Annotated in this window: 20 protein-coding genes and 1 pseudogene; 11 read left to right on the top strand and 10 right to left on the bottom strand. The window is 72.0% G+C overall.

Features of this window, described 5'->3' with window-relative positions:
- Window positions 1-6: 6 nt before the first annotated feature.
- Window positions 7-1,662 (bottom strand): glycoside hydrolase family 64 protein, encoded by a 1,656-nt coding sequence (locus tag AC6JBM_RS41890; RefSeq protein ID WP_497979325.1) that lies wholly within the window; start codon window positions 1,660-1,662, stop codon window positions 7-9.
- 154 nt (window positions 1,663-1,816) lie between these two features.
- Here AC6JBM_RS41890 and AC6JBM_RS41885 point away from each other — a divergent pair.
- The 3 genes and pseudogenes from AC6JBM_RS41885 to AC6JBM_RS41875 all read left to right on the top strand — a co-directional run.
- Window positions 1,817-2,053, top strand: a pseudogene (locus tag AC6JBM_RS41885) (MFS transporter); the annotation flags it as partial.
- 106 nt (window positions 2,054-2,159) lie between these two features.
- Window positions 2,160-3,041: an MFS transporter gene (locus AC6JBM_RS41880; protein ID WP_497979324.1), complete on the top strand. Its 882-nt coding sequence runs from the start codon at window positions 2,160-2,162 to the stop codon at window positions 3,039-3,041.
- 256 nt (window positions 3,042-3,297) lie between these two features.
- Entirely contained in the window at window positions 3,298-4,512 is a 1,215-nt protein-coding gene (locus AC6JBM_RS41875) for an IS110 family RNA-guided transposase (protein WP_497979323.1), read from the top strand.
- A 49-nt stretch (window positions 4,513-4,561) separates the two neighbouring features.
- On the opposite strand, the gene AC6JBM_RS41870 is transcribed toward AC6JBM_RS41875, so the two are convergent.
- Window positions 4,562-5,554, bottom strand: a complete 993-nt coding sequence (locus AC6JBM_RS41870; RefSeq protein ID WP_497979322.1) for an aldo/keto reductase — start codon at window positions 5,552-5,554, stop codon at window positions 4,562-4,564.
- A 102-nt stretch (window positions 5,555-5,656) separates the two neighbouring features.
- Between AC6JBM_RS41870 and AC6JBM_RS41865 the strand changes: the two genes are divergently transcribed.
- From AC6JBM_RS41865 to AC6JBM_RS41850, 4 genes are all read left to right on the top strand, one after another.
- Window positions 5,657-6,496, top strand: coding sequence for a helix-turn-helix transcriptional regulator (locus AC6JBM_RS41865; RefSeq protein WP_497979321.1), 840 nt, complete (start codon window positions 5,657-5,659; stop codon window positions 6,494-6,496).
- Window positions 6,497-6,613: 117 nt separating this feature from the next.
- Entirely contained in the window at window positions 6,614-7,171 is a 558-nt protein-coding gene (locus tag AC6JBM_RS41860; protein WP_497979320.1) for a sugar O-acetyltransferase, read from the top strand.
- 1 nt (window position 7,172) lies between these two features.
- A complete protein-coding gene (locus AC6JBM_RS41855; protein ID WP_497979319.1) occupies window positions 7,173-7,718 on the top strand; it encodes a TetR/AcrR family transcriptional regulator in 546 nt (181 codons plus the stop codon).
- Window positions 7,715-8,905, top strand: coding sequence for an MFS transporter (locus AC6JBM_RS41850; protein WP_497979318.1), 1,191 nt, complete (start codon window positions 7,715-7,717; stop codon window positions 8,903-8,905). Before AC6JBM_RS41855 ends, AC6JBM_RS41850 begins: the two co-directional genes overlap by 4 nt.
- 19 nt (window positions 8,906-8,924) lie before the next feature.
- On the opposite strand, the gene AC6JBM_RS41845 is transcribed toward AC6JBM_RS41850, so the two are convergent.
- The 7 genes from AC6JBM_RS41845 to AC6JBM_RS41815 all read right to left on the bottom strand — a co-directional run bounded on the left by AC6JBM_RS41845 (window position 8,925) and on the right by AC6JBM_RS41815 (window position 16,390).
- Entirely contained in the window at window positions 8,925-9,440 is a 516-nt protein-coding gene (locus AC6JBM_RS41845; protein ID WP_497979317.1) for a hypothetical protein, read from the bottom strand.
- A gap of 169 nt (window positions 9,441-9,609) precedes the next feature.
- Window positions 9,610-10,701 carry a hypothetical protein gene (locus AC6JBM_RS41840; protein ID WP_497979316.1) on the bottom strand — a complete coding sequence of 364 codons (1,092 nt, stop codon included), beginning with the start codon at window positions 10,699-10,701 and terminating at the stop codon, window positions 9,610-9,612.
- A gap of 8 nt (window positions 10,702-10,709) precedes the next feature.
- The gene (locus tag AC6JBM_RS41835; protein ID WP_497979315.1) at window positions 10,710-11,243 is read right to left on the bottom strand and encodes a SigE family RNA polymerase sigma factor; all 534 of its coding nucleotides are present in this window, start codon (window positions 11,241-11,243) and stop codon (window positions 10,710-10,712) included.
- Between the two features lie 105 nt (window positions 11,244-11,348).
- Window positions 11,349-13,808, bottom strand: coding sequence for a DUF2334 domain-containing protein (locus AC6JBM_RS41830; protein ID WP_497979314.1), 2,460 nt, complete (start codon window positions 13,806-13,808; stop codon window positions 11,349-11,351).
- Between the two features lie 85 nt (window positions 13,809-13,893).
- Window positions 13,894-15,381: a collagen-like domain-containing protein gene (locus AC6JBM_RS41825; RefSeq protein WP_497979313.1), complete on the bottom strand. Its 1,488-nt coding sequence runs from the start codon at window positions 15,379-15,381 to the stop codon at window positions 13,894-13,896.
- 34 nt (window positions 15,382-15,415) lie between these two features.
- Window positions 15,416-15,625, bottom strand: a complete 210-nt coding sequence (locus AC6JBM_RS41820) for a hypothetical protein (RefSeq protein WP_497979312.1) — start codon at window positions 15,623-15,625, stop codon at window positions 15,416-15,418.
- Between the two features lie 333 nt (window positions 15,626-15,958).
- The gene (locus AC6JBM_RS41815) at window positions 15,959-16,390 is read right to left on the bottom strand and encodes a MarR family winged helix-turn-helix transcriptional regulator (protein ID WP_497986654.1); all 432 of its coding nucleotides are present in this window, start codon (window positions 16,388-16,390) and stop codon (window positions 15,959-15,961) included.
- A 43-nt stretch (window positions 16,391-16,433) separates the two neighbouring features.
- Here AC6JBM_RS41815 and AC6JBM_RS41810 point away from each other — a divergent pair, with 43 nt between their 5' ends.
- The 4 genes from AC6JBM_RS41810 to AC6JBM_RS41795 all read left to right on the top strand — a co-directional run bounded on the left by AC6JBM_RS41810 (window position 16,434) and on the right by AC6JBM_RS41795 (window position 20,197).
- Window positions 16,434-17,540, top strand: a complete 1,107-nt coding sequence (locus AC6JBM_RS41810) for a substrate-binding domain-containing protein (protein WP_497979311.1) — start codon at window positions 16,434-16,436, stop codon at window positions 17,538-17,540.
- Window positions 17,541-17,599: 59 nt separating this feature from the next.
- Window positions 17,600-18,466: an LLM class F420-dependent oxidoreductase gene (locus AC6JBM_RS41805; RefSeq protein ID WP_350609991.1), complete on the top strand. Its 867-nt coding sequence runs from the start codon at window positions 17,600-17,602 to the stop codon at window positions 18,464-18,466.
- Between the two features lie 66 nt (window positions 18,467-18,532).
- Window positions 18,533-19,087, top strand: a complete 555-nt coding sequence (locus AC6JBM_RS41800) for a Uma2 family endonuclease (RefSeq protein ID WP_497979310.1) — start codon at window positions 18,533-18,535, stop codon at window positions 19,085-19,087.
- A 153-nt stretch (window positions 19,088-19,240) separates the two neighbouring features.
- The gene (locus AC6JBM_RS41795) at window positions 19,241-20,197 is read left to right on the top strand and encodes an NAD-dependent epimerase/dehydratase family protein (protein ID WP_497979309.1); all 957 of its coding nucleotides are present in this window, start codon (window positions 19,241-19,243) and stop codon (window positions 20,195-20,197) included.
- Here AC6JBM_RS41795 and AC6JBM_RS41790 read toward each other — a convergent pair.
- On the bottom strand, window positions 20,145-21,902 hold the full coding sequence (locus AC6JBM_RS41790; protein WP_497979308.1) for a polysaccharide biosynthesis protein: 1,758 nt from the start codon (window positions 21,900-21,902) through the stop codon (window positions 20,145-20,147). The genes AC6JBM_RS41795 and AC6JBM_RS41790 overlap by 53 nt on opposite strands.
- Window positions 21,903-21,951: the final 49 nt, after the last annotated feature.

Below are 21,951 nucleotides of genomic sequence, written 5' to 3'. Positions count from 1 at the left end.
TGGGTATTAGACCGTGTGCCACTTCTGGTTCGCCGTGCCGGCACAGTCCCACAGCTGCAGCAGCGCGTCGTTGTTCGGGTTCCAGTCCTTGATGTCGACGCACTTGTTCGCCTGCGGGTTCACCAGGTCCCCGGCTGCGCTGAGCACGAACTTCTGGGCCGCGTTGCCGGAGCAGTTCGCGATCTGGATCGCGGTGCCGTTGGCCGAGGAGCCCCAGGCGACGTCCATGCACTTGCCGTTCTCGGTGCGCAGCGTGCCGTCGACGAAGTTCCACTTCTGGTTGGTGCCGCCCGTGCAGTTCCACACGATCAGGCGCTGCCCGTCCGAGAAGTTCCAGTTCGGCACGTCGATGCACTTGTTGTTCCAGTTGCTGGCGATCGACTTCACCGAGCTGTTGCCGCCGCCGGTGGGCGGCGGGGTGGTGGTGCCGCCGCCACCGCCGGTGTTGCCGCCTCCGCCGGTGCTGCCGCCGCCGGTGAAGGGCGAGAGCGTGATGCCGGCCGCGCGCGGGTCGCCGTCGTGCACGAGCGACTCCTGGTTCTGCACGTCGTCGAAGGCGAAGCCGTACGCCCGGCCGTCGGCCATGTTCGCGTGCACGATCCGCGAGTAGTGGTTCGTGAGCGCGCTCTTGTAGAAGTCGGCCGCGGTCCCGCCCGGCTGGGTGTCGATGGTGCCGAGGGTGCTGCGGTGCAGCGCCGCGCAGAGGGTGCGCGCGATCGGCCCGACGACCTGGTCGTTGGGTGCGCCGAGGGCCCCGTCGCAGCCCCACACGTTGGCGGTGGAGGGCCGGTTGAACGAGGCGACCTTCTGGCCGGAGGCGTTCGTGAACGTCATCACGGTGCCGCTGGTGCGGCCGAAGTACTTGACGTTCGGCTGGTCGGTGAAGGGCACCACGGTGAGCGTCTTGGTGGTGTACGCGTTCCAGGCGTTGGCGATGTACGGGTCGAGGTACGTCGCGCTGAACAGCCCGGCGTCGGCCGCCTTGCCGGGCGAGAGCACCCGCAGCACCGTGCCGTCCGAGCGGGTCACCACGGTGTTGCCCCAGCCGGCCTGGGCCTTGATCTGGTTGATGACGTTCTGGCGCCCGTCGGCCTTGAGCGCGCCGGTCGTCGAGGTCGCGCCGTTCGCGCCGGTGACGCTGACCGCGTGCGGCACCGCGAACATGTCGACCTGCGAGCTGTTGAGCCACAGGCCGGCGTCGTTGTACGTGAACTCGCTCCAGTCGAACAGGATGTTGTGGTTCGGGTCGCCCGAGGCCCACGGCGCCGGCTGGACCAGCCCGTCGGGGGTCAGGAAGAACTTGAGCCGCTCGCCCAGTGACATGTAGACGCGGCCGGAGAGGTTCTTCGGCAGCTGGATCGTCTTGCTGCCGCCGTTGGCCGGGCCGGGGATCGAAACGTCCGGGGCGGGCATGGGCGGGTTGGTGCCGGAGGACCACTGGGTGAACGTCCCGTTGGCGGAGACGTACCCGAGCTTGCCGGTGCTGAGGTTGGTGCCGAGCACGTACAGGTAGACCGCGTCCCCGCGCCCGGTCGAGTTCGTGACGGTGAACGGCAGGAGCGATGGTCCGGCCGCCTGGGCCGAGGGCAGGGCGGCGATGGCCACGGGTATCGCGGCGGCGACCACGGCCGCGGCGCCGAGCAGCTTCGTCCTCAATCGCACGGGAACTCCTAGGTTGGATCGTGAGAGCGCTCTCAGCTTCCGGGGCAGCGCGAACGCGTGTCAACGGACACCAACAAGACCCAACGATCTGTTAAGGGCGTGTTGAGATTGACGGGTATAGCAAACCGTACGTACGTCTTGTTAGAGTGTCGCCATGCCACCGCTGCGGTTGCTCTCGCTCATCTCGCTCGTCAACACCACCGGAAGCGGCCTGTGGATGGTGTCGAGCGCGCTGTACCTGACCCGGTTCGCGGGCCTGTCGATCGCGCAGACGGGCCTGGCCCTGACCGCGACCGGCCTGGTGTGCATGGTGGCGAGCGCCCCGATGGGCTACGTCGCCGACCGGCTCGGCGCGCGGGAGGTCTTCGTCGCCGGCCTGCTCGCCCAGGCGCTGGGCACCGCCGCGTTCGCGCTGGTGCACAGCGTGTGGGTGTACCTGCTGATCGGCGCCCCGCTCGCGGTCGCCGACGCCGCCCAGCGCGCCGCCAAGGGGGGCCGTGATCGGCGGCGCGGTCCCGCCCGAGCAGCGCGTACGCACCCGTGCGTACCTGCGCTCCGTCACCAACGTAGGCATCGCGCTCGGCTCGGCCCTGGCCGGCGTAGCCCTGGCGATGGACACCCGCGCGGCCTACGTCGTGCTCATCCTCGGCGACGCGCTCACCTACCTGGTCGCCGCGGCCCTGGCGAGCCGCCTCGAGCACATCCCGCGCCAGGTCCACACCCCCGGCGCCCCGCGCCTGGTCGCCCTGCGCGACCGGCCGTTCCTCGTGTTCGTCCTGCTCGACGGCCTGCTGTCGACGCACTTCGGGCTGTTCGAGGTCGGGCTGCCGCTGTGGATCGCACACCGCACGGACGCCCCGGAGTGGCTGGTCGCGGTGGTGTACCTGACCAACACCACGGCGGTCGTGCTCCTGCAGGTGCGGGCCGCCCGCGGCACCGACGAGCCGCGGGGCGCCGCCCGGGCCGCCCGCCGCGCCGGGCTGACCCTGCTGGTCGCGTGCGGCCTCTACGCCCTGTCGGGCCACGCCCACCACGCGGTCACGATCGCCCTGCTGGTGGCGGGCGCGCTGGTCCACGTGGTGGGCGAGCTGTGGCACGCGGCGTCGGGCTGGGGCATCTCGTTCGGGCTGTCGCCGTCGGACAAGCACGGGCAGTACCAGGGTGCGTACGCCATCGGCATGCAGCTCGGCCAGATGCTGGCCCCGTTCGTCGTCACGACGCTCGCCCTCGGCTGGGGCGACCCGGGCTGGCTCCTGCTCGCCGTCGCCTTCGCGCTCGCCGGTGCGGCCATGCCCCCGACGGTCGAGTGGGCCCTCAAGAACCGTCCACATGAGACACAAGCCGAAGAGCCTCATGGCTCGGGCCGCGTCAGTATCTGACCGTCGCTCATTGGTAGAACTGGTGCTGCCCGGCTCTTGGTGGGGTTGGGTGGCACCTGGGCCGCTAGGTCACTGCCAACCGTTGCCGCCCCCGGTGTGAGGGCTTGCGGGAGTTTCTGCGGGGTTTGGCGGTCCGGGGCATCCCGACTGGCAACAGGGCTACTGCGCCGTGGAGAGCGCCCGTCAATGAGCGTCCGGCAGTGATGTCCCGAACCACCAGGTGCGCCTTCCACTGATCTGTGCAGCGGTTGGAGCGGTGTTGAGTGTGACAGGTGAGCGGTTCGCGGGTATCGACTGGGCTGAGGACTCCCACGCGATATGCGTGATCGACGGGGCTGGGGAGCCGGTCGAGCGGCTGGTCGTGGGCCATTCGAAGGCCGGGATCGGGAAAGCGGTGGCGGTCCTGGTCCGTCACGGGGTGGCCGGGGTCGGGATCGAACGGCCGGACGGGCCGCTGGTTGCGGGGTTGCTCGCGGCGGGCCTGGAGGTGTTCGTGGTGCCGCCGTCGCAGGTCAAGAGCTTGCGGGGCCGGTATGGGTCGGCGGGACACAAGGATGACCGGTTCGATGCCTATGTGCTGGCTGACACGGTGCGCACGGACCGGCGCCGGCTGACGCCGTTGCGGCCCGACACGGCCGCGACGACCAGCCTCCGCACGCTGGTGCGGGCCCGGGCGGACCTGGTCGGGCATCGGGTCGGCATGGTCAACCAGCTGCGGGCGCATCTGCTGAGCGTGCTGCCCGGGGCGGTCGGGTTGTTCTGTGAGCTGACCTCGCCGATCAGCCGGGCGTTCCTGACCGCGTTCGGCACCCAGGACGCGGTCGACGCGCTCACCCTGGACACGCTGACCGCCTGGCTGGCCGGGCAACGCTACCGCCGCATCAAACCCGGCGTTCTCCTCGCCCGGCTGCACGACGCCCCGGCCGGGGTGACCGGCCCCGCCGGGCAGGCCCTGGCCGGGGTCACCACCGCCTACCTCACCGCCGTGACCGCCCTGATCGACCAGATCACCGCACTCGAGGACCAGATCGCCGACGCCCTGGCCGCGCACCCGGACGGGCCGATCTTCACCTCACTGCCCCGGGCGGGGACGGTCCGCGCGGCACGGCTGCTCGCCGAGATCGGCGACGCCCGCGGGCGTTACCCAAACCCGGCAGCACTGGCCGGCCTGGCCGGCGTCACCCCATCAACCCGCCAATCCGGCAAGGTCACCATCATCGCGTTCCGGTGGGCTGTGAACAAACAACTCCGCGGCGCGGTCTGCGACTTCGCCGCCGACTCCCGCCACACCAACCCCTGGGCCGCCCACCTCTACCAGCAGGCACGAGCCCGCGGCCACCGCCACCCACACGCCGTCAGAATCCTCGCCCGCGCCTGGCTCGGCATCATCTGGAAATGCTGGACCACCAACACCCCCTACAACCCCGACCAGCACAACGCCCTGCAAAAAGTCCTCACCCAAACCCCTTGACCCCACAGGGCACTCCCGCCAGGAATCCCGACGTCCGTGGGTGGCGCAATCAGTTGCCGACTCCCAGGCTGTCCATGAACGCCGTCGGATACCGGTCGCCGCGGGCCGAGCCGGCCGGGACGGCCTCTTCGATCTCGGCGAGGTCGGCGGCGGACAACGACACGTCGGCCAGCGCCTCCGACAGGCGCTCGCGGGTGCGGGCGCCGACCAGCGGCACGACGTCCGGCCCCTGGGCGGCGACCCAGGCGATGGCGAGCTGGGCGACCGTGCACCCCTTGGCCGCGGCGACCCTGCGCAGCGCCTCGACGAGCCCGAGGTTGTGCTCGACGTTGCCGGGCGCGAAGCGCGGGGTGTGGACGCGGAAGTCCCCGGGCGCCGCGGGGCGCCGCGCGCTCCAGTGGCCGGAGATGAGCCCGCGGGCCAGCACGCCGTACGCCGTCATCCCGATCCCGAGCTCGCGCAGGACCGGCAGCACCTCGGCCTCGACCGCGCGGGACAGCAGGGAGTACTCGATCTGCAGGTCGGCGACGGGGTGCACCGCGTGCGCGCGGCGGATGGTCTCGGCCCCGACCTCGGAGAGCCCGAGGTGGCGCACGTACCCGGCCTCGACCATCTCCTTGACCGCGCCCACGGTGTCCTCGATTGGCACCGCGGGATCGAGCCGCGCGGGGCGGTACACGTCGACGTACTCGACGCCGAGGCGGTTGAGGGAGTACGCGAGGAAGTTCTTCACCGCCTCGGGCCGGTTGTCCTGCGGCCCGAACACCGGCCCGGGCCCGCGCAGCTGCCCGAACTTCACGCTGAGCACATAGCTGTCCCGCGGCCGCCCGCGCAGCGCCTCGGCGAGCAGCAGCTCGTTGGCGCCCATCCCGTAGAAGTCCCCGGTGTCGATGAGCGTGATGCCGGCGTCGAGCGCCGCGTGCACCGTGGCGATGCTCTCGCCGCGATCGCTGGCCCCGTACGCCTCGCCGGACAGCCCCATCGCCCCGAGCCCGAGCGCCGAGACCACCGGCCCGGCCGTTCCCAACTGTCGTGTCTGCATGGTTGCGACGATGCCCCCGATCCCGCCCGCTCGGCAGCGGAGCGTGCATCGTGGGAGCGACGCTCCCTGGCTGCGCCCGCGAGGAGGAGCACCATGGAGCACATGCAGCGTGAGCAGCTCGCCGACTTCCTGCGCCGGCGCCGCGAGGCCATCCACCCGGCCGACGTGGGCCTGGCCGACGGCCCCCGCCGCCGCACCGCCGGCCTGCGCCGCGAGGAGGTCGCGATGCTCGCCGGCATGTCCGTCGACTACGTGGTGCGCCTCGAGCAGGCCCGCTCCAGCCAGCCGTCGACGCAGCTGCTGGCCGCCCTCGCGCGGGCACTGCGTCTCAGCGACGACGAGCGCACCCACCTCTTCCACCTCGCCGGCCACCGCCCGCCCCCGGCCGAGGGCGTGGCGAGGCTGGCCCGGGCCGGCCTCCTGCGCATGCTGGACCTGCTGGCCGACACCCCCGCGCTGGTCATGTCCGACCTGGGGGAGATCCTGGCCCAGAACCGGGCCGCGCTGCTGCTCTCCGGCGACCTGACCCGCTTCACCGGCCTGCGCCGCTACACCGTCTACCGCTGGTTCACCGAGCCCGAGGCCCGGGCCGTCCACCCGGAGGGCGACGCGGAGCGCCAGTCCCGCCAGCACGTCGCCGACCTGCGCGCCGTGGCCGGCCGCCGGGCGGGAGACGCGGACGTGACCGAGCTCGTGGAGCGGCTGCGGTCCGAGAGCGAGGACTTCCGCGCGCTGTGGGAGGAGCACGCGGTGGCGGTGCGCCGGGCCGACCGCAAGACGCTGGTCAACCCGCGGGTGGGCCCGATCACGCTGGACTGCGAGACGCTGGTGACCCCGGACCTGGGGCAGCAGCTGCTGGTCCTGACCCCGGCGAACGCCGACGCCCGGGAGCGCCTGGAACTGCTGCGAGTCCTCGGCACCGAGACGTTCACGGACGCTTGATCGAAAAGTCGGGCACTCCGCGCCACGACTTTTCGGATTTATACCCCGACGGGCGGTATGTCCGGTCGGCGACGGAGCTTGTGTACAGGCGTACACAACTAGCGTACGTTTGTACACATGACCGAGAAGTCCATGCGCCAGCGCATGCTGGACGGGGAGCTGTACATATCGGACGGGGAGATCGCCCGGGACTACCTGCGCGCGCAGGACCTGACCCACCGCATCAACGCGCTGCCCGCCGCCGACGGCGCGACCAGGCGCGAGCTGCTCACCGAGCTCCTCGGTGCGCTCGGCGAGGACACCGATCTCCGCACGCCGGTGCAGTTCGACTACGGCTTCCAGACCTTCTTCGGCGCGCGGACCTTCGTCAACTTCGGCCTCGTCTGCCTCGACGTGGCCCGGGTGACGATCGGCGACGACGTGCAGATCGCCTCGAACGTGCAGCTGCTCACCGCCTGGCACCCGGTCGAGCCCGAGGCGCGGCGCGCCAAGTGGGAGGCCGCCTCGCCGATCACCATCGGCGACAACGTCTGGCTCGGCGGCGGGGTCATCGTCTGCCCGGGCGTCACCATCGGCGCGAACACCGTCGTCGGCGCGGGTGCGGTCGTGGTCAAGGACCTGCCCGCCAACGTCGTCGCCGTCGGCAACCCGGCCCGGGTCATCCGCGAGATCTGAGATGTCCGTCCGGCGCCACGACCCCGACCGCAAGGACCGCATCATCGACGCGGCCATCGCGGTCATCGCCGAGCACGGGGTCGCGGGCACGACCCACCGGCTCATCGCCAAGGCGGCCGACGTGCCGCTGGGGTCGCTGACGTACCACTTCACGAGCCTCGAGGACCTGCGCTGCCAGGCGTTCCGGCGCCACGCCGAGCGCATGTCGGTCATCTACGAGGCGCACTTCCGGGCCGTACACACCCGTGAAGCCCTGGTCGAAGCGGTCACCGACCTCATCGAGGGCGACGCCGGCGCGGACGCGTCGGACTGGGCGATCGCCTATGAGCTGTATCTCGCCGCCCTGCGCGAGCCCGCCCTGCGCGAGGTCACCGAGACCTGGATGCGCGCCAGCCGGGCCGTGCTCGAGCGGTTCGTCGACCCGACCACGGCCCGGGGCATCGACGCCCTGATCGAGGGCCTGGTCATGCACAAAACCCTGTCGACCGGGCCGGTGTCCCGCCAGGACATCCGCGTCATCGTCGACCGAGCGATCGGAAGTTCATGACCCTCTCCGCCCCCGTCACCGCCGACCCCCGCCCCGCCACCCGAGCCACCTACGCCGCGTTCATCTGGTCCGGCGTGGCCATGGCCAGCTGGGCCTCGCGCATCCCGCAGATCCGCGACGCCCTGCACCTCGAGCCGTCGAAGCTCGGCCTCGTCCTGCTCTCGATCGCGGCCGGCTCGATCGTCTCGCTGCTCGCGTCCGGCCACATCGTCGCCCGCTTCGGCTCGCGCAAGACAGTGGCGACGATGGCGCTGCTGCTGATGCTCGCCCTGGCCGGCGCCGCATCGGGCTACCACTTCGGCGTGGTGCCCGTGGTGCTGAGCCTGCTGCTGTTCGGCTTCGCCAACGGCGCCTGGGACGTCGCCATGAACGTGCAGGGCGCGGTGGTCGAACGCGCGGTGGGCCGTTCGATCATGGCCCGATTCCACGCGGGATTCTCCGTCGGTACCGTCGCCGGCGCCCTCCTCGGCGCGGCCATGGTCGCCATGCACGTACCGGTGACGCTCCACCTGTCCCTGACGGCCCTCGTGGTCGGCGCGAGCACCGCGTACGCCGTGCGCAACTTCATGCCCGACGGCGCCTCCCCGGACGCGCCCACGGAGGGCGGCCTGGCGCACACGCTGCGCTTCTGGCGCGAGCCCCGCACCCTCCTCGTCGGCGTCTTCGTGCTCGCGTTCGCCTTCGCGGAGGGCACCGGCATCGACTGGATCGGCATCGCGGTCATCGACGGCTACCACGCCCCGGCGGCGGTGGGCACCCTGGCGTTCGCGGTGTTCCTGGCCGCGATGACGACCGGCCGCTGGTTCGGCCCGAACCTGCTGGACCGCTTCGGCCGGGTGCCGGTGGTCCGGGCCCTGGCCGTCCTGACCGTCGCGGGGCTGCTGCTGTTCGTCTTCGGCCCGAACACGCCGCTGGCCTTCGTGGGCGCCCTGCTCTGGGGCGTGGGGACGTCGCTCGGGTTCCCGGTGGGGATGAGCGCGGCCTCGGACGACCCGGCCTTCGCGGCGCCGCGGGTGAGCGTGGTGGCGTCGATCGGGTACTGCGCCTTCCTCGGTGGCCCGCCCTTGATCGGCTTCCTGGGCGACCACATCACGGTGGTGCGGGCACTGGCCGCCGTGGCGGTCCTCATGGCGGTCGCGTCCCTCGTCGCGAGCGCCGTCCGCCCCCTGCCCGCGACCACCGAGTAGGCCCGGCGGTGCGCTGGGGTCAGGAGGAGGCGCCCGCGGGGATGACGTGCGTGGCGCCGACGCCGAGGCGGGTCACGACCTCCGTGGCGATCTCCGGCGTCAGGTTGCGCGTGTCCGCCACGTTCCAGCCGTCGCCCGAGGCATAGGACGCGCCCGACCAGGTCGGGTGCAGCACCGGGATCACCGCGGACATCACCGCGTCGAAGGTCTTGCCGTCCGCGACGGTGTCGAAGGTCGTGATGGTGACGACCACGCCGTTCAGCGTGCAGGTGCCCTGGTCGCGGTAGTCGTAGACGGCGTTGTCGTGCTTGCTCGACTGGGTGTAGCCGGTGCACGCCAGCTTCGTGGCCACCTTGTCCGCGTTCTCGCCGAGGTACGGGGGCTTCGTCAGGGCCGCGATCGCGGTCGGTGCCTGCCAGCCCGCGACGCCCGCCACGGCGGCCAGGGCCACGCCGGCCAGGACGAGCCGGCCACGGCGGGGAGCCGGTGCGGTGGGAGTGGTCGTGCTCGAGGGCTTGTCGACGATCGTGGCCACTGGGCAACCCCGCTTCTGCTCCGCCAGGTAATCGGTACAAAACCAGGCTAGGTGCGAAAAGGGTGCAGATCTGTCCCCCGATGCGCCCGCAAAGGACGCGAAAGACCCGGCGCTGACGCGAAAGACCCGGCACCCCAACGGGTGCCGGGTCCGTAGCAGCCGACCGGGCTCAGCCGATCGGGAACCAGGTCGAGGGCTGCTTCGGGTCCGCGAACTGCAGACCGTCCAGCGTCTTGAGCAGGTCGGACTGGGGGATCGCCGCGCCGCCGTCGGCGTAGATCTCGGCCAGGTACCTGCCGTCGGCGGTCATCCTGAAGCACAGGTTGGCGTTGCCGGAGTTGCAGAAGGCCGCGCCGCCCGGCTTGCGGTGCGTGGAGTCGGTGAACTCGACCGGGTACAGGGCGATGCGCACCGTCGGGCCGTGGCCCGTCGAGGCGTCGATCGGCTCCGTCAGGGACGCGTACGACGGGACCGTCTTGCTCAGGCGGATGCTCGCCGCCATGTACGAGGCGCCGCTCGGAAAGTCGTCGGTGCGCCCGGCGGACACCAGCGTGTATCCGGCCGGCACGAAGGACGCCTTGATGGCCACGGTCGCGGGGGTCGCCGCCGCGGGCGCGAGGCCCGAGGCCAGCTGGAGCAGCTCGGCCTTGTTGTACTCGCCCTGCACCACCGAGCTCGCGACCGCCCACGCGTCGTCGGCGTACTGCCACGCGAGCGCCACGCCCGGCGCCAGGTCGGAGGAGCCGATGTACTTGAGGCTCGGCTTGAACAGCCCCGGCCGGCCCTTGACCGTGACCGCCTCGCCGCCGCTGAAGCGCGAAGGCTGGAAGACGCCGGGGCGGTACACCGTGATGTTCGCGCTGTAGAGCGGGGAGGACGCGACCACGCCGCCGCCGTTGCCGTCGTACAGGTCGGACACCTGCTTGCCGCGCCGCACGTAGAGCTCCTGGTAGCCCGGCGTGATGTGCTCCGGCGCGGTGACCGTGAACTCGCCGGTCTTGTAGCCCTTGAACCCGTAGGTCCACCCGGTGTCCGGATACGACACGGGGGCCGCGACGGGAGTGGGGGCCGGCGACGGGGACGAAAGGGCGGGCACCAGCGCCAGGGCGACGAGCAGCGCCGCCGCTCCGCCGCCGCCCTGGAGCAGGCGGTGGCGGGTGCGGCGCCGCTTGCCCTCGGTCACGAAGTCTTCGATGTCGCGGCGCATCGGGGGCGCCTCGGCCAGGGCGTCGGTGCGCGCCTGCGCCAGCAAGTCCTGCATGTTCTGGGTCATGACGCCCTCTCGATATGTCCGGATCCCGCGATGGTGCCCAGGGGTTCGGCGACGTCGAGCCGCTCACGCAGCTTGGCGAGGCCGCGCGCCGTGTGGGTCTTGACGGTTCCCTCGGGGCACCGCAGCGCCTCGGCGGTCTCCTGCACGGTCCGGCCCTCGAGGTACCGCAGCACCAGCACCGCGCGCTGGTGCACCGGCAGGGTGCGCAGCGCGCCGAGGACCGTGACCCGATCGATGACGTCCGGCGTGCCGTCGCGCACGGCGGGCTCGGGCATCGCGTCGCCCACCGCCTGCTCGCGACGCCACCACGGGCGCCGGACCTCGTCGACCGCCGCCCGCACCACCATCGTGCGGGCGTAGCTCTCCGGCCGGTCGACCTTGTGCCAGCGGGCGTACAGCTTCGCCAGGGCCGTGCACACGGCGTCCTCGGCCAGCTGCCAGTCCCCGCAGGTGAGGTACGCCAGCCCGCGCAGCTGATCCATCTGCACGGACACGAACTCCCGGTATGCCACCTCGTCGTCGCGGTTCACCAGTCAGTGCTCCAATCGTCGCGAGGGCTAGACGGACACAAGGGGCGGCCCCGTTTCAGCTTTCGCCGAAATTCTCGGGACCGCCCCAAACCTTGCCGGACAGCGCTACATCGATGACGCCGGGACGAAGGTGTAGCCGGCCGCCTGGATGCCCTCGACGGTCGCCTTCAGGTAGCTGACGTCCACGTACGGGTGGAAGAAGAAGCTCGCCACGCCGTCCTTGACCGCGGTGTTGAGCTGGGCCGACGCGATCAGGTCGGCCGGCAGCATCGCCGGGTGGTTGTTGTACGGCTCCAGCTCGATGTTGCCGAGGTTCTCCGGGTAGGTGAGCACGCCGTAGATGTCACGCACCGTGTACGGGAAGAACTGCCCGATGATCCGCGAGTTGTCCACCGTCGAGCCGCGCAGCGCGCCGGACGGGTACAGCCCCCGGTCGTAGCGAGTCGAGAACGTCGCGGCGACCGCGCGGTTGTCCGGGTCGGAGCCGGCGTAGTGCGGGAACTCGAAGATCGTCGGCTTGCCCAGGCCGGCCGCCGCGAACGCCTGGAACGAGGCGTCGATGCGCGACTGCGCCCAGGCCTGCGAGTCCTCCGCCACCGGGCCGTCGTAGATCACGTTGTTCGTGACCGGGTCCACGTGGGCCTGGTAGAACTCGAAGTCGTCCGCGCTCACGCCGTTGTACGGGTTGTCCTTCGCCGCGTACTGGTGCGTGTACCCGTGCATCAGCAGCGTGCCCCCGTGCGCCTGCATGTTCTTCAGCGCCGCGACCACCTGCGGCCGGTCCGCGAGGGTGTAGCTCTCGGGCACGCCGTTGTTGTTCGCGCCCTTGGCGTCCACGTAGCGCGGGTACACCGCGACCGTGAACGGCACGTTCCGGCTGGACAGGTAGGTCGTGATCGCGTTGAGCTCGGCCGGGTCCGCGTCCGGGCCGACGTCCTCGATGCGCACCAGCGCCCGGTGCCGCTCGACCGTGGAGCTGGACAGGGTCTGCTCGAGCAGCGCGGCGAAGGCGACGTACCGGTCGTTGGTGGCCATGTACGCGTACGGGATCTCGCCGAGGTAGGTGAAGTTGCCGGCCCGCACGCCCCAGTCGAACGCCGAGCCGTCGGTGTCGCGCACCGCGGTGCCGATCGGGGTGGCCTTGGTGGTGTCGTAGATCGTCGTGCCCATGATGCCCGCCAGGTTCTGCGGGTCGCGGGTGAACGTCCGGCCCTCGTAGTTGACCTTCGACACCGCCGAGACGTCGAACTGCGTCCAGGTGAAGCCGCGGTTGGCGGCGAAGTTCGGGTCGCGCGCGGTCAGCTGCCAGATGTTGTCGTACACCCAGATGACCGGCTTGCTCGTGGCCGTCACGTCGTCGAGGAAGGCGGCCGGGATCGGCTCGTCGTAGGTCGAGCCCATGTAGATGACGGCCTGGTACGCGTCGAGCTCGCCGGCCGAGTAGTCCACGACGGGCTGGGCCGTCCAGTCGCCGAAGTGCGAGGCCAGCTGCGCGGTCGCGATGGCGTACTGCTCGCCGAGGAAGCCGTAGGGGCCCGTGGTGTCGTAGAGCACCAGGGTCTTGCCGCTCGCACCCGGGATGCCGGCGCCGTCGCGCGCGTTGACCAGCGGCGCGGCCGGGGTCGTCACGAGCGTCGCGGGCGAGGCGGCGGAGACGTTGCCGGCCGCGTCGAGGGCCTCGACGGTGAACGAGTAGGAGGTCTTCGCGGCCAGGCCGGTGATCGTCGCGTTCGTCGCCGTGACGGTCTGCACGGCGGGGCCGCCGGTGATGCGGTACGACACCACGCCCCGGTCGTCGGTGGACGCCGCCCACGACAGCGCCACGGTGGTCGAGGTGAGCTCGCCCACCACCGGCGCGCCGGGGGTGCTCGGCGGCGTCACGTCCGGCGGGGGCGGCGGGGTGAGGGTGGTGAACGCGGCGGCGGCGCTGGCCGGCGAGACGTTACCGGCGGCGTCGACGGCCTTCACCGTGATCGAGTGCGCGGTCGTGGGCGTGAGGCCCGACAGCGTCGTGGTGGTCGCGGGCGGGTTGCCGGTCAGCGTGGCGATCGGCGCCGTGCCCGCCCCGTCGAAGAGCTGATATCCCGTGACGCCGGTGTCGTCCGTGGAGGCCGCCCAGCTCACGGTCGCGGCCGTCGTGGTCACGTCGGTCACGCTGGGCGCGCCCGGGGCCGTCGGGGCGGTGCGGTCGGTGACGCCGGTCGTGAACGACCACACGTACTGGTCGCTCAGCACCCCGGAGCTGCCCTTCACCTTCACCGTGATCGTGTACCGCGTCGAGTCGGCGAGCGCCGTGCGCGGGACGAGCGTGAAGGTGTGCGTCGGGGCGTCGTACGTGTAGTAGGACGCCACGGCCGCGCCGCCGGCGGTCTTGACGAACGAGTACCGCAACGAGGCCGGGTCGGTCGCGTCGTTGAACGTCACGGTCGGCTTGACGGAGGTCGCGACCCCCGTGCTGCCGCCCTTCGGGGTGACCGCCGCGATGCCCGGGGCCGCGGCGTGTGCCACCGTCCCGAGTCCGCTCGCGGCGAGGGTGCCGACGACCGCCGACCCCACCAGCTTCACCGAAATCCGCACGGTTCGCCTTTCTGGCTTGATGGAAGGGCCCCGGCTCCGAGGTGTCGAGCCGGGGCCCCGTGGGGGTGCTTCGTCAGCCGGCGCAGTAGAGGGTGGGGGTGAAGCTCGCCGAGCCGCTGCCGGACCGGGCGATCGTGAAGACCCAGCTCTTGCCGGACTCGTCGGTCTCGTCGCGCTTCGAGCCGGACTGCGAGAGGCTGCCCGAGTTGATCGTGATGGAGCCGCCGAGGACCACGCCGCTCGTGCAGGAGAAGGTGTACGTCCGCGAGCCCGTCGAGGTGATCGTGGTGGCCGAGGTCGCGGTGACCTTCGTGTAGCCGGCACCGGCCGGGCCCTGGGCACCCGCCGCACCGGTGGCGCCCGTGGCACCCGCGGGGCCCGTCGAGCCCTTGATGCTGCCGATCGAGGCCCACGTGCTCGCGTCGGTCTTCTTGTACATCGAGAAGTCCGTCGTGTTCAGGTACACGTCGCCGACCGAGCCGAGGGCCGCGGCCGGGGCGCCCGCGCCCGTGAGGATCGAGCTGCCGTTGGCGCCGTCCTTGCCCGCGACGCCGTCCTTGCCGACGGCGCCGTCCTTGCCCGCCGCGCCGTCCTTGCCCTGCTCGCCCTGGGCACCCGCGGCACCGGTCGCGCCCGTCGCGCCCTTCAGCGAGTCGAGCCACTCCGTCTCGCTTCCGGTGTACCCGTTGTCGCGCGCGGTCTGGTAGACGTCCTTGCCGTCGGTGCCGTGGCCGATGAGCGACTGCAGCCACTCCTCGATGGTGCCGATGCTCGGGTCGGCCGACTTGGCGATGTCGTACGCGCTGGCGCCGGGCATGCCCGGGATGCCCTGCGCACCGGTGGCACCGGTCTCGCCCTTCTCGCCCTGGGCGCCGGTCGCCCCGGCGTCTCCGGTGTCGCCCTTCTCGCCCTTCTCACCCTGCGGGCCGGGGGCGCCGTCCTTGCCGTTGACGCCGGGGATGCCCTGGATGCCCTGCTCGCCCTGGGCGCCGGTCGCGCCGGTCTCGCCGGTCTCGCCCTTTTCGCCCTGAGCGCCCTGAGCACCGGCGGCACCGGTCTCGCCCTTCTCACCCTGCACGCCCTGGGCTCCGGTGGCACCGGCCGCGCCGGTCTCGCCCTTCTCGCCCTGGGCGCCCTGGGCACCCTTCTCACCCTGAGCGCCGGTGGCGCCGGTCGCGCCCTTGGCCCCGGTCGCGCCGGTGGCACCCGTGGCGCCCGTCGCGCCGGTGGCACCTGTCGCGCCGGTCGCGCCCTTGGCTCCGGGCGGGCCGACGGGGCCGGCCGGGCCCTGGGCGCCCATGGAACCCGTCGCGCCGGTCGCGCCCGTGGCGCCCTTCGGGCCCTGGTTGTTCCACTGGATCTGCTTCTCGCCGCTCTTGCAGCGCTGGCCGCCCTGGTAGTCGATGACCCGCAGCGCGCCGCTGCTGGAGTTGCGGCAGCCGGTGATCACGCCGGTGCCGGAGTCCGGAACCGCGCCGTACGCGGTGGCGCCGACGCCGACGAGCACGGCCGCGGCGGTCGCGCCGATGGCGGCGATCTTCTGCTTCTTGGACTGGAACACGAGCTCTCCCGAATCTCAGTGGCGGTACTGGGTGCTACTTGCCGATGACGACGACGCGTTCGGACGGCTTGAGCTGCGGCGGCGCGGGTGGCGCCGGCATCTCGCCGTCCTTCGCGGGCCGGCTCTCCGCCGTCGGCGCGTGCTGGGCGGTGTCCCGGTCGGCCGCGATGCCGAACCCGATGCCGAGGGCGAGCGCGCCGGCCGAGACCGCTGCGGCGATGCCGATGACGACCTTCTTGAGCACGACGGTTCCTCCTGGGCGTGCGGGCACGGCGCAGCGACCGCGGGGCACGCGGCTTGCGCTGTGAGCGGATGCGTCGGAGATTCGAGCGTCAGGACACGCCGGATCCCCATGGAACACACACAGTTGTCCGGGGCCGGTTTCGCCACTGGCTCCCCGCCGGGCCGATTCGGCGACCAAGAATGGTGCGCCCGGCGGATCGTTGCCTTCCCGTCAGCCCGTCGCCGGGCTGGTCCACTTAAGGTAGCGGGCCGGGTGCAGGAGCGTTGTCGTCAGCGCGGGACGGTCTGCGCCGCCGACCGGATGACAAGCGGGGAGCGCCGCCGCCGTGAGCAATTATCGGACGGTCTCGATGAGCTGGGTGAGTTCGCGCATGAGCCGCTCGGCCCGGGCGGCGCCGAACACGGCCTCGACCGCGCGGTGGTGGGCCGTGGCCGTGTGGTCGAGGCGGTCGAGCAGCGTGGTGCCGGCCTCGGAGAGGTACACCGCGACCCGCCGGCGGTCGTTCGGGTCCTGGCGGCGGTAGACCAGCGCGCCGTCCACGAGCCGGTCGACGGCCTTGGTCAGCGTCGGGTGCGGCATGAGCGCGGCCTCGGCGAGGTCACCCATCGAGTGCCCGCGCCCGTCGGAGAGCGCCTGGAGGATGCGCCACTGCTCGACGGAGACGCCCTTCTCCGAAAGCGCCGCCGCGAGGCCGCGGTTGACCGCGCGCTCGGCCTCGCTCAGCACGTATCCGAGGTGGGACCGCAGCCCGACCGCATCCACCATGGTCACCCTTCCACCCGCCCGCCATTGGAAAGATACTCGGCGCGTGGACGAGGTCCGGGTCATCTGCGATCCGCTCGAGGCGCGGCTGCTGCCGCCCGAGCCGGGCGGCGCCGTGCGCGTGGCGCTGGCCGTGCCCACGTCGGGCACGCTGGGCATGATGGGCCCGGCGGTGCTGAACTGCGCCCGGCTCGCCGTGGCCGAGCTCAACACGACCGGCGGTCTTCTGGGCCGTCCGATGGAGTTGGTACTGCTCGATGCCGGCCGGCCCCCCGCCGCCGTGGCCGAGGACCTGGCCGACCTGGCCCGCTCGGGCGCGATCGCGGCGGTCGTCGGCACCCACGCCAGCGACGTGCGCGTGGCCGCCGTGAGCGCCCTGCGCGGCCGGGTCCCGTACGTCTTCACGCCCCCGTACGAGGGCGGCGAGCGCTCCCCGGGCGTGTACCTGCTCGGCGAGACCCCCGCGAGCCAGGTGCGCCCGGCGATGGACTGGCTGGTCCGGCACCGCCGCGCCCGCCGCTGGGCACTGATCGGCAACGACTACGTGTGGCCGCGGATGCTCCACCACGCGGCGGTCGCCTACCTGCGGGCGGCCCAGGCCCGGGTCGTGGCCGCGCGGTACGTGCCGTTCGGGGCGCTGGACCCGGAGGCGCTGCTGGACCTGATCGCCCGCCGCCGCGCCGACGCCGTCCTGCTGACGCTGGTGGGCAGCGACCTGGCCGCCTTCAACCGCGCCTACGCCGGCTCCAAGCTGCGCGCACCGCGACTGTGCGCGGCGCTGGAGGAGAACGGGCTGCTGGCGACGGGCGGGGATGACACGGGGGAGCTGTACGCGACGATGGGCTACTTCGGCGCCGTGGCCACGGACGCGGGCCTGGCCTTCGTCGAGCGCTACACGCACCGGTACGGCTGGCAGGCCCCGGTCCTCAACGGCCACGCGGAGGCCTGCTACGACGGCGTCCGCCTGCTCGCGGCCCTGGCGTCGAGGGCCGGCGGCCTGCACCCGGCGGCCATGGACGCCGTGGCCGACGGCACGACGATCACCGGTGGCCGCGGCATGCTCACCGTTCGTGGCCGTCACGTGGACCCGCCCGTGTACCTGGCCCGCGCGGACGGGCTCGACTTCGACGTGCTCGGCGCCTTCGGCCACTGACGGAAACGGTTGCGGGCGGATCGCGGCGGGGCCGTCGCCGAGCGCGTAAGAATGGGCCTATGAAGCTGGGTCTGCACTACTGGAACTTCTCCAACCCCGCCGAGCCCGTGGCCATCGCGCCCACGCTGCGCGAGACGGCGCTCGTCGCCGAGCAGGCGGGGGTCGCCTCCTTCACGGTCATGGATCACTACTTCCAGATGGATCAGTACGCGCCGGCCGAGGAGCCGATGCTCGAGGGGTACACGACCCTCGGGTACGTCGCGGCGCTGACCCAGAAGATGACGCTGGGCCTGCTCGTGACCGGCGTGATGTACCGCCACCCGGGCCTCCTCGCGAAGATCGTCACCACGCTGGACGTGCTCTCCGGCGGCCGCGCGCGGCTCGGCATCGGCGCCTCCTGGTACGAGCGGGAGCAGCGGGGCCTGGGCGTGCCGGTGGTACCGATGGCCGAGCGCTTCGAGCGCCTGGAGGAGACGCTGCAGATCTGCCTGCGGATGTGGAGCGGCGAGGGCGGCACGTTCGACGGCACCCACTACCGGCTGACGGAGATCCTGAACTCCCCGGCCGCGATCAGCACCCCGCACCCGATGATCATGATCGGCGGCGGCGGCGAGAAGAAGACGCTGCGCCTCGTGGCCAAGTACGCCGACGCCTGCAACCTCTTCGGCACCTCGGCCGAGGACGTGGCCCACAAGCTCGACGTGCTGCGCGAGCACTGCGCCGCCGAGGGCCGCGACTACGACTCGATCGTGAAGACCGCCCTGGTGACGCGCCCGGCCCTGACCGACCCGGACGCCTGGCTCAAGGACGTCGAGTCCTTCAAGGCGCTGGGCATCACCGAGGTCATGACCATGCCCGACCGCAACCCGGTCGAGTTCGCCAACGGCTTGGCCGAGAAGATCCTGCCCCGCCTGGCCTCCATCTAGCGGGGCAGCCTCGTCCGGGGTTTGCGTGAGAAGCTTGAAGCGGTCGTCGGTGGGAGGTGGTCAGCAATGAGCGTCGCGGTGCTTGAGCACGTCGGCCCGTGGAGCGAAGGTGACTACCTCGCGCTGGGTGAGACGGTGGACCGGATCGAGCTGATCGATGGGAGCCTGTTGGTGAGCCCCGCGCCGAGCAAGCGTCACCAGCATGTCTCGCGGCGCCTCGCCAATGCGCTCGACCAGTCGGCGGCCGTGGCGGGCCTGTGGGTCTACGAGGCCGTCAACGTTCGTCTCGCCGCAGGCAGGATCGTCATCCCGGACGTCGTCGTCGCGGACACGGACGATGAGGGTGCGTTGGTCGAGTCCGTTGACGTGCGATTGGTCGCCGAGGTCGTTTCGCCCGGTAATGCGGCCGCGGACCGGCTCGTCAAGATGCAGCTCTGTGCCGCCGCCGGGATCGAGTGGTACCTGCTGGTCGAACAGGAGGCGGGCGGTATCGCACTGCGTGCATGTCGGCTCGACGGCGCTCACTATGTCGAGCACGCGGTGATCTCGAGCGGTGACGTGCTGATCGCCGACGAGCCGTTTCCTTTCCGGATCGACACCGCGGCGCTCGTCCGCCGCTAGGCACGGGCCGGCCCCGATCCGTGCCGGATCGGGGCCGGAAACCGTTTCGCGCGCACGTGTGGCGTCCGTCTAACGGTCAACCGGGGTCGCCGAAAAGTCCGAAATACGGCGAAGGGGGTATCTGTCCGGCTTCGCGCGCGTTGGACTTGAACGATGAGAGTTCTGGTTACCGGCGGGGCGGGGTTCATCGGCGGGAATCTGTGCCGTGAGCTGGCCGCGCACCCAAGAGTCTCCGAGGTCGTCGCGTTCGACGATCTCAGCACGGGCAGCGAGCGCAATCTCGACGGCGTCGACGCGCGGCTGGTCGTGGGCAGCATCCTCGACCGGCCCGCGATCGACTCGGCCGTGGGCGAGGCCGACGTCGTCGTGCACCTCGCCGCGCGGCCCAGCGTGCCGCGCTCGGTCGCCGATCCGATGCGCAGCCACCTGGTCAACGCCAACGGGACCATGCACGTGCTCGAGGCGTGCCGGCTCGGCGGCACCCCGATCATCGCGGCGTCCTCGTCCTCGGTGTACGGGCCGACCCGCACGCTGCCCAAGCACGAGGAGCTGCCGACCCGGCCGCAGAGCCCGTACGCGGCGAGCAAGCTGGCCGCCGAGTCCGCGATCCTCGCCTACGGGGCCACCTACGGGCTGCCGGTGCTCGCGCTGCGGTTCTTCAACGTGTACGGGCCGCTGCAGTCGGTCGGGCACGCGTACGCCGCCGTCATCCCCACCTTCACCGACGCCGCCCTGCGCGGGCAGCCCGTCCACGTGCACGGCGACGGGCGGCAGACGCGGGACTTCACCTTCGTGGGCTCGGTCGCCCGCCTGCTCACCGACGCCGCCGTGCGCCGGGTCACCAGCCCGACGCCGGTGAATCTCGCCTTCGGCACGCGGACCTCGCTGCTGGAGCTGGTCGACAAGATCCGCGTCCTCGTCGACCGGCCGGTCGAGGTGGTCTTCGACCCGGCCCGCCCCGGCGACGTGCGCGACTCCCAGGCCGACTCGACCCGGCTGCAGGAGCTGTTCCCCGGGCACGGCCCGGTGCCGCTGGACGAGGGCCTGGCCGAGACGGTCAGCTGGTACGCGCGGCAGTTTCAAGGTCAGGCAACGCCGGCGCCGCAATAGCCGGCAGCGCGGGCACCACGCACAGGTCGGCCATCGCGCCGACGAGCGCGGCCCCGTCCCCGTGCAGGGCCCGGGCCAGCGGGGGGTCGAGCGGCGGGACCTGGACGTGCGAGATGAGCGGGTGCAGCGGCCGCACGTCGGCCTCGCCCGGGGCGAACAGCTCCTCGTGCAGCTTCTCGCCCGGGCGCAGGCCGGTGAAGACGATCTCGACGGGCGCGTCGCCGATGAGCTGGCGCGCCAGGTCGGCGATGCGCACCGGCGAGCCCATGTCGAGCACCAGCGCCTCCCCGCCCGAGCCGATGGCCGCGGCCTGGATGACCAGCTCGACGGCCTCGGGGATGGTCATGAAGTACCGCGTCACGTCCGGGCTCGTGACCGTGACCGGGCCGCCCTCGGCGATCTGTGAGCGGAACGCGGTCACCACCGAGCCCCGGCTGCCCAGCACGTTGCCGAAGCGCACGTTGAGGAAGCCGTGGTGCGCGGTCAGCCGCTCGGTGATCCGCTTCGAGTACCCCAGCACGCTGGTCGGGGCGGCCGCCTTGTCGGTGGAGATGTTGACCAGCCGCCGTACGCCGGTGGCCGCGGCCGCCTCCAGCACGTTCAGCGTGCCCAGCACGTTGGTCTGCAGCGCCTCGGCGGGGTGGCGCTCGAGCAGCGTGAGGTGCTTGAGCGCGGCCGCGTGGAAGACCACCTCGGGCCGGCGGTCCTCGAAGACGCGCCGGATGGTGGCCGCGTCGCGCAGGTCGGCCAGGATCAGCGACGGGTCGTCGAGCAGGGCCCGGCCGTGGATGGAGAGCTGGACCGCGTGCAGGGCGGACTCGTCGCGGTCGAGCATCATGAGCTCGGCCGGCGCGAACCGGTGCAGCTGGCGGCACAGCTCGGAGCCGATCGAGCCGCCGGCGCCGGTGACGAGCACCCGGCGGCCGGTCAGGTAGTCGCCGATCGCGGCGAGGTCGGTCTCGATCTGCCGCCGGCCGAGCAGGTCGGCCAGCTGGACGTCGCGCACCTGGTCCAGGTCGAGCGAGGCGTCGAGCGAGGGCAGCACCTTCACGAAATATCCCGAAATTTTGGACAGGTCGAAGCGCAGGGCGCGCAGCAGCGAGCCGTCCTCGTTGCGCACGGCGAAGATCACGCCCGCGGCTCCGGTCGCGGCGAGCGCCGTGCGCAGGGCGCCGCGGCCGCCGAGCACGGGGATGCCGCAGATGCGCAGCCGGTGCTTGTGCGGGTCGTCGTCCAGGAAGCCCACCGGGCGGTAGCGGCAGTGCGGGTCCCGCGACATCGCCCGCAGCAGCCGGTGCCCGGCCGCGCCCGCGCCGTAGATGAGCACCGCAACGCCCTCGGACGCCCGCGACGGGCGCCGGGCCAGCCGGGTCCAGCGGATCGCGACCATGGCGGTCAGGGCCGCCGCGCCGCCGAGCAACGGAATCGCCCGCGAGACGGGCGCGAGGGCGGTCAGCAGGCCGCCGGCGATCACCACAGTGGCGACGAGCGCCCGCAGCTCGCTCATCGAGGCGCGCTCGTACCGCCGCCGGTAGAGCTGGATCGGCCACGCCGCCAGCGAATGCAGGGCGGCCGCCAGCAGGATCGTTCCCGCCGCGACATGCAGAGGCGGGTGCGTCAGGGCCGCGGCGAGGGCGAGCCCTCCGGTCCAGGCGTACAGGTCGGCCGGCCAGTCCCCGGGCCCCGCGGGTCGGTGATCGTCCACGCGACGATTCTTCATGAATAACCGTCCCATTTCGGCGTAAAAGCCCGTA

This window comes from Dactylosporangium thailandense (assembly GCF_059739745.1).
This window is presented reverse-complemented; position numbering and strand designations above follow the sequence as displayed.